Consider the following 15,897-nt stretch of genomic DNA (forward strand, 5'->3'; position numbering starts at 1 on the left):
TTATAAATATTTTATAAACCAATTTATAACCTTATTAAAGTATTTCTTTACATTGTATTTTATCAGATCCACTCCTTTTAAAGATGAATCGTATAATATTGTATCATTTATGTCAGATATCTTAAGCTTTTTAAATACTCCATCATATACATCGTCAGCTATATTTCTTTGACTATATCCATATTCTCCCCATTCTGATTCTAGATAAATACCACCTTCATTTGTATTTCTGACTTCTAATCCCTCTACTATAAGATTTCCATCTAAAGTCAAATTAAGCTTATTATCATTTATATTTATATCTATTTTTTTACTACCTAACTCTTTTATATCAATATCATCAATACTCTTGTCATCATTTAAATCTAGAGAATATAGTATTTCTTCATTTCCATTTAAGGTTTCTATAACCTCAATATTATTATTAACAAGCTTAACGCACAAACTATTTTTTAAATCATCACTTGTTCTAAAATATATAGCTTGAGAACCTATAACATTTCCATTTAACTCTGATGAAATTTTAAAATCTTTATACTTATCACTACCTAATAATTTAATAAGCCCAGTATCTTTTGGCAATGATGTTAATATTATAGTATCATCAATAAATTCTGCTTCTCCTTTTATTTCTTGAAAATCTTTTGCTTTTTCTTCATCCCCAACAATAAAATCTATATTTTCTTTAGTATCATCCCATATTCTCATTAATAAATGATTAGTTGACCAATATGCTTGCGGCTGTATTCTTGTTAAATCGTAAATGGAGCTCTCTCTTGTATTTAAAGAATAACCTTCTCTGTTGAAATTCATGTTAAATAATTCTTTAATCCATTTGCCATTTATTAAACTAACCTTATCATTTGTTCCAAATTGTCCTGTATTTGAATGCATAAGAGAATATAAATTTGGTACATTTCCAATCTCTTTAGTATAAATTTTTGATAACTCTTCATAATCACTATTAATACGATCTTCCATTTCACTATAAGTTTCCATTGGAATATTATATTCATCTCTTATAAAGTCCATTAAATAATGGTTATAGTTTCTATTGATTGTATCTGATAGCTTTGAAAACTCCAGTGAAGTTAATTGACCTAAATATTTATTATCTTTATCAAAAACATTTATATACTCAAGTCTATAACCATTGGTGCCTAGTTCCCAATAAGAACTATCAACTAATTCTAATAAATCCTTTGGCATTAAAAACTTAGGATCATTTTTTGCAAACTTATCTGCATAAGTAAGCATTGTAGCCTTATAATTATATTTTTCCATAATCTTTTGTGAGAAAATAGCAGTATCTCTTCTACCATCTTCAAATAATAAAAATAATGCTTTATTTGGTAGGCTTTTTCCCTCAATATAATAATCTAAAATATCTTGTTGTGTTATTGTCACATAACCATTATCCCGTAAAGCCTTTATTTGTTTCTCTAAAGCTCCAGTGCTTATTAATGTATCATTTCCTGTTCTATCTACTCCAAAATATGATACAGCAATAAACCCATTATCCTCACTACTTACTACTTCATTATAATCATAAGGCTTATATTCTGAAAATGTAAAAACCGCCTTTATAATTATTATCAATAATACAAATAATATTATTCCTTGAAATGTTCCTCTTAAAATCTTTATTCTATCTTTTTTCTCAGGAGAAAATCTTTTATTTTTCACTTTCAATTCCTCCCTTTTTATTAAATTTCTTTATAGCTTTTTTTTGCTCTTTTTTTCTTTTAGCTTCTATATCACTCGGAGTCATTCTTGTTCCCCATGTTGATTTCCAAAATGTTACCCAAGCTATAGGCATTTGCCAAAGTAATACAACTTCATAGTATAAACAAAATAGTAGCCCAAATATCCAAGTAGTACTTTTTCTAAAGAACATTTGTGCAAAGCTCATCATCAAAGCCATCATTAACACACCAACAAGAAAAGTTGTTGGAAACACCTTTTGAAATATCGGAACATAAATAAGGTTATATACTACTACTATTGGAGCTGCTAAAGGAACAAGTAGGCCAATATAAAAGAATAGTGACATAAATGGCTCCTTCTTCCACATAAACTTTCCACCTATAATAGATTCTCTAAGCCAAGATCTTTTCCATCTCATTTGTTGCTTTAAAAATACTTTATACTTATTAGGTACTATCGTTGAACAAATAGCCGTATCTTGATAGCTAGTTCTATGCTTGCTAAGGACAAAATTAGTCATTGCCCTATCATCACCAAATGTAGCTCTTTGACCTAAGAACTTTTGATTTCTCCAAGATTCCATATTGTCAATTATTATTTGTTTCTTGTAACATGAAAGCGGCCCTGATAAACATGTAACTGCATCAAAATAAGCTTCCGCTGCCTTCATTATTCTAAAAGCAATATAATATCTAACTGATTGCATCTTAGTTAAAGTATTAGTATATGTGTTGGCAACATCAGTTCTACCAGACACTCCTCCCATTTTAGGGTCTTTAAATGGCTGTACTAAATTAATAATTGCAAATGGATCTAAAAAGCTGTCTGAATCAACAAATACTACTAATTCATGTTTTGCATTTAATACTCCTGTGCATAGTGCTTCTCTTTTTCCCATATTCTTTTCTTGTACAATGTATTTTAATCTTTCTTTAACATCAAATCTTTCTTCTTTTTTTAATTCTTCTACTATTTCTTTGATCTTTTCTACTGACCTATCATGTGAACAATCATCTACCACTATTACCTCTAATTTATCAATAGGATAATCTTGATTAATGCAACTTAAGATTGTTCTTTGTATCCATTCCTCTTCATTAAAACAAGGAATTATTATCGTTACTCCTGGAGTATAACTAGTATCTATAGGTACCGGTTTATATAAGGCACCGAATAAATATCTACTTAATAAAAATACAGCAGCTATAATACTATATAAATAAATCCACCTGTTAAATTTAAAGTAAATTATACTTTCTGCCCTCATCAGAATTATAAAGATGCTTATAAAAAATAATATTAAACTTGATGTAAATAAAAAATATTTATCTTTTTTTCTATTCGAATATTCTGATAGTGTTTCTAAAAACTCTAGTCCACAAAGTATATTTCCATTCTCATCAATTGTATCTCTAACTTTTTTAGCCTCTATATTTACCTTCATTTCATATCCTTCAGGCATGGCTCCAGGTAATATTTTAAACTGTAATTTTACTTTATCTGCTTCACTAATTATATTTAATTGTTCTTTGTCTTGTAATTCTAATAGCATTCCTGTAGTAGATATATCTATGGACTTTGCTATAAATGTTATATCACCTTTCGAACTTTTGCATCTAATCTTAATATCAGTTTGCATTAGATATCTTATTCCTGCTTTATTACCATCAATAAATGCAGTTGAATTATCTTTTCTATCACCTAATATTTTTTTCCCTCTACGATCAGTCCCATTCCTTATTTTTTCCTTATCTGGAACATTAGATAATAATCTTCTATCTCTTCGAGGTCTTAAAAGAATATCATTGGTTATTTCTGTGTTACTTTTTTTTCTTCTGTAGTTAAACCTCACTCTTCAAACTCCTCTTCTTGTACTTTTACTTTTCTAAATAATCACTTAGCTTCGCAATTTTATACTTCGTTCCATACACTCCATTTTCATTATTGGTAAGAAATTTATCTAAAGCTTCTGCAGTATAATAGCTTTGATTATTAAAATGCATTATAACTATGTTACCCTTTCCTTCTACTAACTTAGGTTCAATTGCATCTAAAATTTCTTGTGAAGAAGCACTTTCATAGTCGTGTGTAGAAATATTGGCACCGACTGAATAATTGTATCCACTTTCAAATACTGCTTCTAATCCTGCTTTTCTTACTAATAATGTTGGTGGTCTAAAATACTGTCTTAATGAATCTAAATCACCTATAACATTTGACATAACCTCATAAGACTTTATTAATGATTTTTTTAACTCTGCCTTATTAGTATCTAACAGCTCATGATTATAGTTATGACTTCCTATATCATGACCATTTAATGCAATAGTTCTAAGCAAATTTGGATTAATGTTAGATATACCACTATTAACATCTGAATACTTTGCAATAGTAAAAAATGTTGCTTTAACATTATGCTTATTTAAAACATCCAATATTTCATTTACTATCGGATCTCCGCCCCAATCATCAAATGTAAAAAATATAACACTTTCACCATTAGTGTCTATAGTTCCAGTCCTATCAATATTTAGCTTCTCATCATCACTAAAATCTTCTAAACTAACATCTTTATTTCCTATATAGTTAGTATTTATCATCTTTAAAGCTTCCTCATAAGATCTCATTTTCATAGATCTAATGTTAGTTACAATATTATATCTTCCAAAATTTGATTGACCTTCAAAATTACTTTGTATATTCTTCAATGGAACTACTGAGTAATTTAAAGGCTTTTTATCTAATAAATATGTCTGCAGTTCATTACTATATCTATGAGCATAACCATTTTTTACATAGTTCTCTGTTAGTAACTCAATCAAATTTGGAACTACATTATCATCTTTAAACAAATCAGAATCTAATCTAAAATATACTATTTCACCTTTACTTAATGAAAGATATGAATTTACATTAAAATAGTCTTTTATAATTTGCTCTGCATTCATATCTTTGTATTTGTGTATAATCGGCGCCTTTGTATAAGTAATTAATTCATAATTTTCAAAACCTTTAATACTACTTATTGCAGATATTGCTTCTTGAACTTTAGAATTCGAATAGCCATATCCAGGCATATATGAATTAGTTAATATACCTCTCTCTTTTAATAACTTATCCACTTCATATATTTCTTTACATATTTCTTCAGAAGTCTTATCTAATAAATTAGAGTTAACTGTTATTCCGCCATTTCCAATTTCATGTCCATGTCTTAAGATCTTTTCTATTCTATCTGGATAGTTTATTATTTCATTTTTAGTAACAAAAAATGTTCCTTTTGCATTATACTTATCAAGACTTGCTAATACCTTATCTAACACCATCTCATTGCTTACTCCTCTAAAGGTATATGATAAAGCTTCTTGAGTCGTATAAAATCTTGAAACTATAGGGGAAATCATCCCATTATTTTTATCTATTAACTCTTTAAAATTAATCTCATCCACATTATTTTTATTCTCTTCATAATTATCATTATTAATACTATTGTTATCATTCATATTTCCTATTGTTGTATCATTCAGCTTGTTATTATTTAATAATTCATTGTGTTTTTTAATACTTGGAAATTCTTTTATCTTAACTGCTAATTTTTCTTGCTCCTTAATAGCTTTTAATACCCATTCTACTATTTCAGTAATATTTCTTTCCTCTTCTTTATCTACTGTGTTTTCTTTTATACCTGCTTCCTTATCTATAGCTGGCTTTTCTTCTAAAATTTCTTTATTATATTCAAAATCATTAAGAACCCCATCTAATTTTATAGATAAAATAGTTCCATTTAATAAACCTTTTATATACCCATAAGCTTGTTCATAATTCTTAAAGCTTTGATAACTTAAATAATGATCTGTATTAACAACATATTTATTTCCCGCTGCAAAAGCAGAAGCTAGTATATTATCATTATAAATTGTTGAATTACATTTCAATAATTCAGGAGTTGTATATGTAATAGTCTTTAAAATTTTATTAGTAGTAGAAAAATCTGAAATTAAATCTTCTTTTGGCAAGTTTTCCATATTATTAATTTCTGAAAGCGTTCCACTTCCTATATCATGTCCACCTTCTTTAATACTTTCAACTATACTAGAATCTTCAGCAGCTTTTATTCCAGGAATAAAAAAAGTAGCCTTAACATTATATTTATCTAGTAAATCTACTATTTGTTGCATAGTTTCTTTATTATTAATTCCTTCAAATGATAAAGAAATTATATTTGATTTAGTATCTATATTTGTTATAACTTCTGATTTTTTTGTAATATCAAAATTTTTTAATGCATCACTAATTTCCTTTGATGCATCATATCTATTTTTTTTAACAATATTCGGAATTACTCCATTAGTATCTATGTTGTAATTTTTGTATATATAAACTCCTATAAAAGTGCTAAGTATTAATGCTCCTATAAGAATACTAATGTATTTTTTCTTCATTGCCTTCTCCTTACTTATAAATTTATATAATAATTATACTTATTTTATATATTCTTTATCATATTAAACTCCTTGAATTTCCCCCATAATATTCCTAGTATTAAACTTTTCAATTATATATACATCTTCCAATATATATATTTTTATACAAATAAATCTTATCAAATATCTTTTTATTATACAAATAATATTCTATAAGTGTATATAAATTTAACACATAAAATTCTTTATTATTATATTAATATTATAAAATAAAAAAAGCACCTAACTGGCGCTTAAACTAATTATATATATCTAACATATTTTTTATTCTTTTAATAAGTTCTTGTCGTATACTAATAGGTTCTAAGCATTCACATTTATTACCAAAACCAAGCAAAAGATTGTATCCAAAATCATCATTAATAAATGGAAAATCTATAAGTAATTTATTATTTTTATAGGTCTTAATATTTTCCTCACCACAATGCTCTATCATTTTTTCTCTAAGGGATTCGTCCACTAAAAGTTTTATCATAATAATATTTTTTTCTATGTAGTCCCAAGAACCTAATGATCTTAAATTAAATTCCCTTGTAATAAAGCTTTCTTCAATAACCTTAAGTTCTGAAATACGAGATAGCTTAAACACACGAAAATCTTGTTTTGAAATACAATACCCTTGTAAATACCAATTTAATTCCTTTAATATCAACTGATAAGGCTCAACTTTTCTGTTACTCTTTTTGCCATTACTATCAAAATAATTGAAGATTAAAATCTTTTTATCATTCATAGCCTTTTTAATCTCTTCAAGATTAGTTTTGAAATCTTTATTTCCTATCCATGGAGTAAGATCAATAGAAACTTGATTTGATTTTAACTCTACCTCTTTCATATGCTCCTCTGGAAGTAATGCTTTTATCTTTGCTAAAGTGCCTCTAATTTCCTCCTTTGAAAAGGTAGATGATATACTACTAAGACCTATTAAAAGCGTTGCTATATCCGATTTGGTAAAAATCTTTTTATCTATCTTATACTCATCCATAATTCCAATCCCACCATTAACTCCAGGATATGTGACTATAGGAACCCCGGCTAAACTTATCGCTTCTATATCTCTATATATAGTTCTTGGTGTTACTTCAAACATTTCTGCAAGCTCTGATGCACTTATCTTTTTACGTTCTAGTAATATCATTATAATTGATACAAGCCTATCTATCTTCAATTGAAATCACCTCTTATTTATCATCCCATATTTAAATTTATTTTATCATATAACCATGACATAATGATGTCATGGTTATATGATAAAATAAATTTACATTGATCAATGAGTATTGATAATAAAAATAACTTAAAAAGGAGAATTAAAATGGAATTAATACAAGAATTCATTAGAGTAATAAATGAAACGAATAGGATTGCCTTAGCAACTAGTGTAGATAATATACCAAATGTTAGAATAGTAAACTTTTGTAATAACCCTCAAAATAAAGGTGTTGTATACTTTTCATCCTTTAGAAGCCATCCAAAGACATTGGAACTTTCACAAAATAATATAGTAACATTTACAACAATCCCTTTATCACTTGAAAGCAGTGAGCATATTAGAGTAAAGAATGCTACAGTCAAAAAAAGTAATTTAACAATATATGAATTAAAGGATGAGTTTACAAAAAAACTACCAGGCTATGATGATATAATAGAAAAATTTGGAGAAATGTTAGATGTTTATGAAATTAGTTTTAATGAAGCTACTGTAGTTTTAGACCTGGGTAAAGGTGGCAAAATAACTTTATAAGAACACTCTTATAATTTTACAACGGAGTTTTTTCTATTTCTACTCACCGCTAGAAGCTTTCCGGAACCACAGGTCGAACCTATGGTATTCTAAATACAAAAATATGGAGCTGTTACAAACAGCTCCATATACTTAATGCATGATTAATACTCTTAAAATTTTGAATTTAAAAATCCTTTAAAATATAAATTTAAATATTATATTAAAACTTAACGTATGTTAAAAATTCACTTTTCTCTAAAGCATCTATAACTTCTACAAACATTTCACCATTTTCATATCTACAAAGATTACATCTAGTTTCCTCTTCAAATCTAACACTTCCATCATATTCATCATATCCAACGAAAGAAAGACTCCCTGATGTAAAGTAAGGTTTTCCAGCAAAAATTCCTTTGTAAGGATGATGTGTATGTCCAGAAAATATACCCTTAATCTTACTTTTATTAATAATTTCTTCAAACTCTCTATTAAAACTAACAGATGGTAAATTAAATTGTTCTTTTAAAAGATGATGATGAAGCATGAGAATTACATCCTGTTTTGAAGATTTCTCTAATTCATTCTTTAGCCATTTACATCTGTCTAAATTTATAATTCCATTACTATTATGATATTCAGAATTATCAAAGCTTATTATCTTAAGATCTCCTATTTCCATAGTAGTATTATAAGGCTCATCCTTTGATTCTTCATTAAACCATCCTTTATAAAACTCCTTTTTATTATCATGATTTCCCAATGTAACGATATAAGGAATTTCTCCAAATAAACTATCTAAGTTTTCTTTTAGACATCTGTAATCATCACTTTTTCCCGATTCAACTAGATCCCCAGTAATCATAATAAAATCTAAAGTACTTTTATCTACTTTTTCTAATACTCTTTTTATTTGAATAATTGGGTTAGTCATATTATTAAAAATTGAATTATATCCAGAATCCTCTTTTTTATATTCTCTTAAGAAATGAACATCTGATAAGTGTAAAAATATCATGCTACACCTTTTTAACCTTCTTTTTTCTATTCCTTATGCTAAATATAACCAAAGCAACTACTGTAGCTACATACGGAATAGATGCTGTTATTTGTGTTTTTAAAGATGTATTTTGAAGTACATTTCCTGCTGCTTGTGAAAATCCAAAGAATAAACTTGATAATAATACTCCTATCGGATTTGATCTTCCTAAATTATTTGCGGCCATGGCTATATATCCACGTCCTGAAGTTATATTTTGTATAAATAAAGTTACACTTCCCATTGATAGTAAAACTCCGCCTAGACCACATAATAAACCTGATAAACTTATTGTAAGGAATTGATATTTTTCTACTGGAGTTCCAAGACTTCTTGCTGCTTCTTTATTTATTCCTATTGCTCTTAATCTATATCCTAAAACTGTTTTATATAAAAATATATGCATTCCAATCGCTAGTATAAATGCTAAATAATCAATTATTGTTAAACCTGAAAGCATCGTTCCAAGTACTGGTATATCCTTAACAAAAGGTATGTCTATCTTTGTAAGACTAACTAAGCTTGGATCAGTAAATACTCCTTTAGTCTTAAATATTATATAAAGTAAATATGTAGTTACGCCACCCATCATCGTATTAGTCGCCATACCAACAACAACTGGAGAAGCCTCTAGCTTAATGATACAAAAACCAACTATTGCTGAAACAATCATTCCACTTATTGCTCCTGCAAGGATAGATAAAAATACATTATGAGTATAGTAATTAGCAACAATACTAAAAAATGCTCCTGTTAGCATAGTTCCTTCCATTGCAATATTAAAAATACGAACTTTAGTACATATTGCTGCTGCAAGAGTTACTAATAAAATAGGTGTCATCATACGAATAGTAGAGTTTACTACTACTGCTAAATAATCTATATTCAATTCCATTTTTATTGAACTCCTTCCTTAGTTGATATATTTTTCTTTTTCTTATACCACTTAACCACAAACTTTGCAGTAATTAATAAAGTTATAATTCCTTGAATAATTGTAGTTACTTCTGATGGCACTCCCATACTTCTTTCTATTGTGCTACCACCTGTTGTAATCCCAGCCAAGAATATAGCACTAATTAAAATACCAATAGGATGATTGCTAGACATTAATGAGGCTATAATACCTGTCCATGCATATCCTGGAGATGTTATCATAGAGTCTACATAACGATATCTTGAACCTAAAACCTCACAAGCGCCTCCAAGACCTGCTATAGCTCCACTTAACATTAATACAAAGTACATCATCTTTGTACTATTAATTCCACCATAATTTGCAAAGTTTGAATTTAATCCTCCCATTTTGGCCTTGTATCCAAAGCTTGTCTTCTTCATGATAAATAGTATTAATAATACTACAATTAATGCAATTACAAATCCCCAATGTAATGAATAACCCTTAAATATCTTGGGTAGTATTGTATCTGTTAACTTTTGTGTTTGAATAGCAGAAGAATCTACTGCTAATGGATCTTTTACTACATATGTTGTAAAATATGATGCAATATAATCTGCAACATAATTAAGCATAAGAGTTATTATAAGTAAATCAAGCTTAAATCTCTCACTTAAATAAGCAGAAAGCATTGAATATAATATCCCTACCACTGCCCCTGTAATAAGAGCTACAATTACAACAAATACTGCTGGTCCTGGGCAATTAGCAGCCACAACTGCTGATGTAAATGCTCCTAAAACCATTTGTCCTGCTGCACCAAGACTTGAGTATCCAGATCCCCAAGCTAAGGCTCCTGCAAGACCAGCAAAAATAATAGGAACTGAACGTGTTAAAGTAGTTGTTAAATAGTACAGTGAACCGAATCCACCTTTAAACATTCCTATAATTGCTTCAAAAGGATTAAATCCTGAAAAAGCAATAATTACTCCACCTAATATTAATCCAACAACTATTGCTTGTAATGGATGTTTTAATGGTTCAAATAAAGTAATAAATTTACTTTTTGCTAATGAACTTTTACTTTTCATTTGTTTTTCCTCCTACCATTAAAAGACCAAGTCTTTTTTCATCGATACTTCCTCTTTTAAATTCTCCAGCAATTTCGCCTTCATAAATAACATAAATTCTATCACTTAAGCTCATTATTTCGCTTAATTCTGAAGAAACTAGTAAAACACTATCTCCATTATTTCTTTTTTCCACAAGTTGGTCATGAATAAACTCCATAGCTCCAATATCTATTCCTCTTGTTGGTTCACATGCAATAAGAAGCGGTGTGTCCATAGCAATTTCTCTTGCTACAATAAGTTTTTGTGCATTACCACCTGAAAGTTCTTTAATCTTTTGATTAGGCGAATCAGCTTTCACAAGGAATTTAGAAATTAATTCTGTTGCGTGGCTTGTAACCTTTTTAATATTTAATATTCCTCTTTTTGAGAACCCATCTTTATCTTCAAATCCCATTAAAGCATTTTCTGATAAAGTAGCTTCTGGTGCACTTCCCCAGAAATATCTATCTTCTGGAATATGTGCAATTCCTGCATCCCTAATTTCCATTACCTTTTTATTTGTAATATTCTTTTCATTAAGTATTACTTCTCCTGAATCCACGTGATCAAGACCAGTTATACATCTTATAAGCTCTGATTGACCATTTCCTGATACACCTGCGATACCTACAATCTCGCCCTTTTTTATATGTAAATTAATCTTATTTAATATTTTCTTTTGGTGTTCTCCATTTAAAGTTAAATCTTTAACTTCTAATACTAATTCATTTGTCTCTTTATCTGGAATTACTCTTGTTAATATTTGTCTTCCAACCATTAGATAAGATAATTCTTCTATGTTTGTATCCTTTTTAAGTTTTTCTGCTACTACTTCCCCAGATCTCATTACTACAACTCTATCTGAAACTTCCATAACTTCATTTAATTTATGAGTAATAATAATTATACTTTTTCCTAGCTTAGCTAATTGTTTCATTGTTTTTAAAAGCTCGTCTACCTCAATAGGAGTTAGAACTGCTGATGGCTCATCAAATATAATAATATCTGCATTTTGATATAGAATTTTTAAAATTTCAACACGTTGTTGAAGTCCAACAGGACAATCTTCTATAATAGCCTTTGGATCAACCTTTAACATATATTTCTTAGAAAGTTCTTCTACTACTTCAATATTCTTCTTGTAATCAAAGAACACTCCATTTTTAATTTCATTCTTATAAACTATATTTTCTGCAATTGTCATTGAATTAAAAAGCATGAAATGTTGTTGAACCATTCCAATCCCTTGTTCCATAGCATCTGAAGGATTATGAAAGTCCATCTTTTTTCCATTAATATATATTTCACCTGAATCTGGTCTTTCTAATCCATAGAGTATTTTCATTATTGTCGATTTTCCAGCTCCATTTTCACCTACTATAGCCAGAATTTCACCCTTGTTAAGATTTATATTTATCCCATTATTAGCTAATACATTTCCATATTTTTTAACAATATTTTTCATTTCTAAAAGCATAATAAATCTCTTCCTTTCTAAGTGGTTTCAAGCATAAAACAAGGGCAAAGCAAACTGCTAAAGCCCTTAACTAAATATAATATATCTATTATTTTATTATCTTGAAGCTTCTTCAGGAACTTCAATTGAAAGCTCTCCTGATATAAATTTGTCAGCTGTTTCTTTTCCTACTGAAATAACTTCATCTGTTATAACATCAGTATTTCTGTAATTCATATTTTCTGGAGAAACTCCTACAACTCCAAAAGCACCTTCTTTTAATCCAAGTATTTGTGCTCCACCTTTTAATTCTCCTGCTAAGAATTCATCAACTACAGTATTTACACATGCTGCTGTATTCTTTATTAATCCACCAATAATATGTTTATTATCAGCTGTTGTTTGGTCAATGCTTAATCCTGTTGTATAAATAGGTGTACCTTTCTTTTCTAATTCAAGAGCTGCTTGATATATACCTGAATTTGCACTAGCAGAAACTCCCCCAAATATGAAATTTGCTCCTGCTGCTTTTTGTTGTAATGCATATTCATATGCTAAGCTTGTATCATTATAAGAGTTTGTATAGTTATACATAAACTTTGCATTTGGATTAACAGATTTTACGCCTTCTGCAAAACCATATCTATATTTATATGTAGCTTGTGATTGGAATGATGAGACATATCCATATAAACTTTCATTTGGAAAAGCTGTTGCAATCATAGTTCCAAGTACATAACTACCTTCTGCTTCATTAAATCCTATACTTGTAACCTTCTCATTAGAAGCTGTTGTATCTATAACCGCATATTTAGTATTTTCAAATTCATCTGCTGCTTCACTAAATGGATCTGCTGCTTGCCAACCAATACCTATTATTAAATCATAACCTTCATTTGATGCTGCTCTTGTATTTTCTTCCCAAGCAGCTGTGTCTGTACATTCAATTGATGTCCATTGGAATCCATACTTATCTGCTGCATCTTTTAATGCATTATAAGCTTGAAGAATAAATTGCTCTGTTCCAATTGTGTCTGAAATCAATGCTACTCTTAATTTTGAATAATCTCCGTTAGAAAATGCGTTTTCAACTGATGTACCATTAGCTGATGTAGAGCATCCTGCAAAAACAAGAGTTGACATAATAAATAATAAACAAATAGTAAATTTCTTCATGATTTTTTTCATAACTCATCCTCCGTATTCAACTTATGCCTTTATTATAATAATTGTTGAACATAAAAAATATGACATAGGTCATATTTTTCGAAAAAACTATATATTCATATTATTTTTATCAAAAACGTTCGTGATTTTCAACAGGATATTTTTTACACTTTGCTTTATTATTTAATTATCTAATTAAAACCTTTAGACTAATTGAATGCTAAAGAACCTTATGATAAAATATTTATTACTTAATAATATTATATATTTGGAGGTCTTATGGAAAAAATTGAAAGTAACTCTCTTTTTAATAAATATGTGAGTGAAACTAACATTTTAGATATATTTTCAAATGATATGATTGATAAAATGGATTTTTTCCATTTCAATAAAGGTGATATATTAATAAATGAAGGTGAATGTTCGGATTATTTGTTTTTTTTGGTCAGCGGGAAAATGAAAGTCTTTTCTCATTCTAGCTCTGGAAAAGTAATGTTTGTTTCTCATTTTAAATCCCTACAAATTTTAGGAGAAACCTGCAGCCTATGGCAAAAAGCACCTACTGCTTCAGTTCAAGCTACCACTAATGGATACTGTATAGGAATATCTCTTATAAGATATAGAGAAATTCTTTTAAATGATGTGAAATTTTTAAGATATACTTGTATGAACCTTGGCGAGAGGCTTAGCTATATGAATAGTAATACTTGTATCACTATGTTTGATTCATTGGAAAATCGTTTAGCTTCATTTATACTAAAAAACTCTAAAGATAATATTTTTCACTATAATTTAACTGAATGTGCTGAACTTTTATGTACTAGTTATAGGCATTTATTAAGAGTTCTCAATGCTTTTTGTAATAATGGTAAGTTAAGTAAAACAGGTAAGTATTATAAAATATTAGATGAAGAGTATTTTATAGAAATTGCTTCTGATTCTTATGATGTGAATTCTTAAATATAATCTACAGTAACTATATTTATATCTATATTACATAGCATTCAAAATATATTCTTCTTACTTATACGAGAGAATAACAAATTTACATATTTATTATTTTATGTTACTAGAAATTGCAATTTCTAGTATATTTTTTTCAAACTTGACAGCAATCTCATATACTATAAACTTTCAAATATATTATTTAATTATATACAACTAAATAATATATTTCTACATTAATAAGATATATTAAATATCGGAAATTATATTTATGATAACGCTTGTATGGAATTCCTTCATACTTAAATAGAGAACGAAGGAATTCTATACACCTATATAACCTCCCCTTGGAGAAGCTAATGTAAAATAAAAAGGATTTATCTTTTATTTAAGTCTAGTAACATATGATCAATTTATAATATAAGTAATTTCACCTCTACTCGCTACGACATACACGAAATCCTTGATCTGGCCCCTTACCATTTGCATCGTACTTTCCTATGAAAGAAGACTCGCAACAGATGACATCACCAATCCATCCGCCCCCTTTACAAACTCGGGTTGAGATACTAGTAATATCAAAGCTTTTATACCAATCCCAGCACCATTCCCTTACATTACCTGACATATCATAAAGACCTAATTCATTTGAATTCTTCTTTCCAATTGATTTAGTTTTATTATTGTTTTTTTCTATAGCAGGCCAGTTCCAGTCTCCTGCTAGATATTCATCTCCAGCATTTCTCCAATTCCATGCTACTTCATCTGAATCATTACTTCCGCTATATGTGTAACTCTTACTAAGTTGCCCTCCGCCCGCTGCATATTCCCATTCCTCTTCTGTTGGCAATCTATAACCGTTAGCTCCTTCATTAATTGATACTGTCCACTTTATATCATCATTATTATTCTTATTATTCGGATCTTTTTTATTCTTATCTATATTGTAATATGGCTTCAATCCTTCTTTTATGCTCCTTTTATTGCAGTACTCAATGCAGTCATACCAGCTCACCATTTCTACAGGCGAATTCTTTCCTTTAAATTGTGATGGATTACTTCTCATTACATCAATCCATTCTTTTTGAGTTACTTCGTATTTCCCAATATAAAAGTTCGATATTGTTACATCCTTCCCATAATAATTAGACTTTGTATTAATGAAAGTTCCACCTTTAACTAATACAAGGTCATTAGGTTTTGCTTGTGATTTCACTCCCAAAACAACCATTATTGTAATTGTAAATATAATCAATAATTTTTTCATTGATATATCTCCTTTAAATTTTCCTTTAGATAATATTTAAGTAATATGCAGATAAGTATTTCTTTTAGGTATATAGAATAACAATTCAAATTTATCATA

The 15,897-nt window shown here is 28.5% G+C and carries 12 protein-coding genes; 2 read left to right on the forward strand and 10 right to left on the reverse strand.

Features of this window, described 5'->3' with window-relative positions; translation table 11 throughout:
• The 4 genes from I2E83_RS05110 to I2E83_RS05125 all read right to left on the reverse strand — a co-directional run bounded on the left by I2E83_RS05110 (position 1) and on the right by I2E83_RS05125 (position 7,359).
• On the reverse strand, positions 1-1,686 hold the full coding sequence (locus tag I2E83_RS05110) for a glycoside hydrolase (RefSeq protein WP_195262667.1): 1,686 nt from the start codon (positions 1,684-1,686) through the stop codon (positions 1-3).
• Positions 1,676-3,559 carry a glycosyltransferase gene (locus I2E83_RS05115; RefSeq protein WP_195262668.1) on the reverse strand — a complete coding sequence of 628 codons (1,884 nt, stop codon included), beginning with the start codon at positions 3,557-3,559 and terminating at the stop codon, positions 1,676-1,678. The genes I2E83_RS05110 and I2E83_RS05115 overlap by 11 nt, the downstream gene beginning before the upstream one ends.
• Before the next feature lie 25 nt (positions 3,560-3,584).
• On the reverse strand, positions 3,585-6,149 hold the full coding sequence (locus tag I2E83_RS05120) for a polysaccharide deacetylase family protein (protein WP_195262669.1): 2,565 nt from the start codon (positions 6,147-6,149) through the stop codon (positions 3,585-3,587).
• A gap of 280 nt (positions 6,150-6,429) precedes the next feature.
• Positions 6,430-7,359 carry a YafY family protein gene (locus I2E83_RS05125; RefSeq protein ID WP_195262670.1) on the reverse strand — a complete coding sequence of 310 codons (930 nt, stop codon included), beginning with the start codon at positions 7,357-7,359 and terminating at the stop codon, positions 6,430-6,432.
• 147 nt (positions 7,360-7,506) lie between these two features.
• Here I2E83_RS05125 and I2E83_RS05130 point away from each other — a divergent pair, with 147 nt between their 5' ends.
• Entirely contained in the window at positions 7,507-7,935 is a 429-nt protein-coding gene (locus I2E83_RS05130; protein WP_195262671.1) for a pyridoxamine 5'-phosphate oxidase family protein, read from the forward strand.
• 202 nt (positions 7,936-8,137) lie between these two features.
• Here the strand turns inward: I2E83_RS05130 and I2E83_RS05135 are convergent, their stop codons facing one another.
• The 5 genes from I2E83_RS05135 to I2E83_RS05155 all read right to left on the reverse strand — a co-directional run bounded on the left by I2E83_RS05135 (position 8,138) and on the right by I2E83_RS05155 (position 13,607).
• On the reverse strand, positions 8,138-8,932 hold the full coding sequence (locus I2E83_RS05135; protein WP_195262672.1) for a metallophosphoesterase: 795 nt from the start codon (positions 8,930-8,932) through the stop codon (positions 8,138-8,140).
• Position 8,933: 1 nt separating this feature from the next.
• On the reverse strand, positions 8,934-9,848 hold the full coding sequence (locus tag I2E83_RS05140) for an ABC transporter permease (protein ID WP_243241910.1): 915 nt from the start codon (positions 9,846-9,848) through the stop codon (positions 8,934-8,936).
• A 2-nt stretch (positions 9,849-9,850) separates the two neighbouring features.
• Entirely contained in the window at positions 9,851-10,942 is a 1,092-nt protein-coding gene (locus I2E83_RS05145) for an ABC transporter permease (RefSeq protein ID WP_195262673.1), read from the reverse strand.
• Entirely contained in the window at positions 10,932-12,440 is a 1,509-nt protein-coding gene (locus tag I2E83_RS05150; protein WP_195262674.1) for an ABC transporter ATP-binding protein, read from the reverse strand. The genes I2E83_RS05145 and I2E83_RS05150 overlap by 11 nt, the downstream gene beginning before the upstream one ends.
• A 96-nt stretch (positions 12,441-12,536) precedes the next feature.
• A complete protein-coding gene (locus I2E83_RS05155; protein ID WP_195262675.1) occupies positions 12,537-13,607 on the reverse strand; it encodes a BMP family ABC transporter substrate-binding protein in 1,071 nt (356 codons plus the stop codon).
• Between the two features lie 258 nt (positions 13,608-13,865).
• Between I2E83_RS05155 and I2E83_RS05160 the strand changes: the two genes are divergently transcribed.
• Complete coding sequence (locus I2E83_RS05160) at positions 13,866-14,546, forward strand: cyclic nucleotide-binding domain-containing protein (protein WP_195262676.1); 681 nt, start codon at positions 13,866-13,868, stop codon at positions 14,544-14,546.
• A gap of 421 nt (positions 14,547-14,967) precedes the next feature.
• Here I2E83_RS05160 and I2E83_RS05165 read toward each other — a convergent pair whose 3' ends face one another.
• The gene (locus I2E83_RS05165; protein WP_195262677.1) at positions 14,968-15,798 is read right to left on the reverse strand and encodes an SUMF1/EgtB/PvdO family nonheme iron enzyme; all 831 of its coding nucleotides are present in this window, start codon (positions 15,796-15,798) and stop codon (positions 14,968-14,970) included.
• Positions 15,799-15,897: the final 99 nt, after the last annotated feature.

It is taken from the genome of Clostridium sp. D46t1_190503_E9 (genome assembly GCF_015555225.1).
Taxonomy (GTDB): Bacteria; Bacillota; Clostridia; order Clostridiales; family Clostridiaceae; genus Clostridium.

What these genes read in the sequence shown, in the direction of transcription:
- I2E83_RS05140 (WP_243241910.1), bottom strand. Translation starts at nt 9,848, where the DNA reads ATGGAATTGAATATAGATTATTTAGCAGTAGTAGTAAACTCTACTATT.
- I2E83_RS05150 (WP_195262674.1), bottom strand. Translation starts at nt 12,440, where the DNA reads ATGCTTTTAGAAATGAAAAATATTGTTAAAAAATATGGAAATGTATTA.
- I2E83_RS05135 (WP_195262672.1), bottom strand. Translation starts at nt 8,932, where the DNA reads ATGATATTTTTACACTTATCAGATGTTCATTTCTTAAGAGAATATAAA.
- I2E83_RS05155 (WP_195262675.1), bottom strand. Translation starts at nt 13,607, where the DNA reads ATGAAAAAAATCATGAAGAAATTTACTATTTGTTTATTATTTATTATG.
- I2E83_RS05120 (WP_195262669.1), bottom strand. Translation starts at nt 6,149, where the DNA reads ATGAAGAAAAAATACATTAGTATTCTTATAGGAGCATTAATACTTAGC.
- I2E83_RS05130 (WP_195262671.1), top strand. Translation starts at nt 7,507, where the DNA reads ATGGAATTAATACAAGAATTCATTAGAGTAATAAATGAAACGAATAGG.
- I2E83_RS05145 (WP_195262673.1), bottom strand. Translation starts at nt 10,942, where the DNA reads ATGAAAAGTAAAAGTTCATTAGCAAAAAGTAAATTTATTACTTTATTT.
- I2E83_RS05160 (WP_195262676.1), top strand. Translation starts at nt 13,866, where the DNA reads ATGGAAAAAATTGAAAGTAACTCTCTTTTTAATAAATATGTGAGTGAA.
- I2E83_RS05165 (WP_195262677.1), bottom strand. Translation starts at nt 15,798, where the DNA reads ATGAAAAAATTATTGATTATATTTACAATTACAATAATGGTTGTTTTG.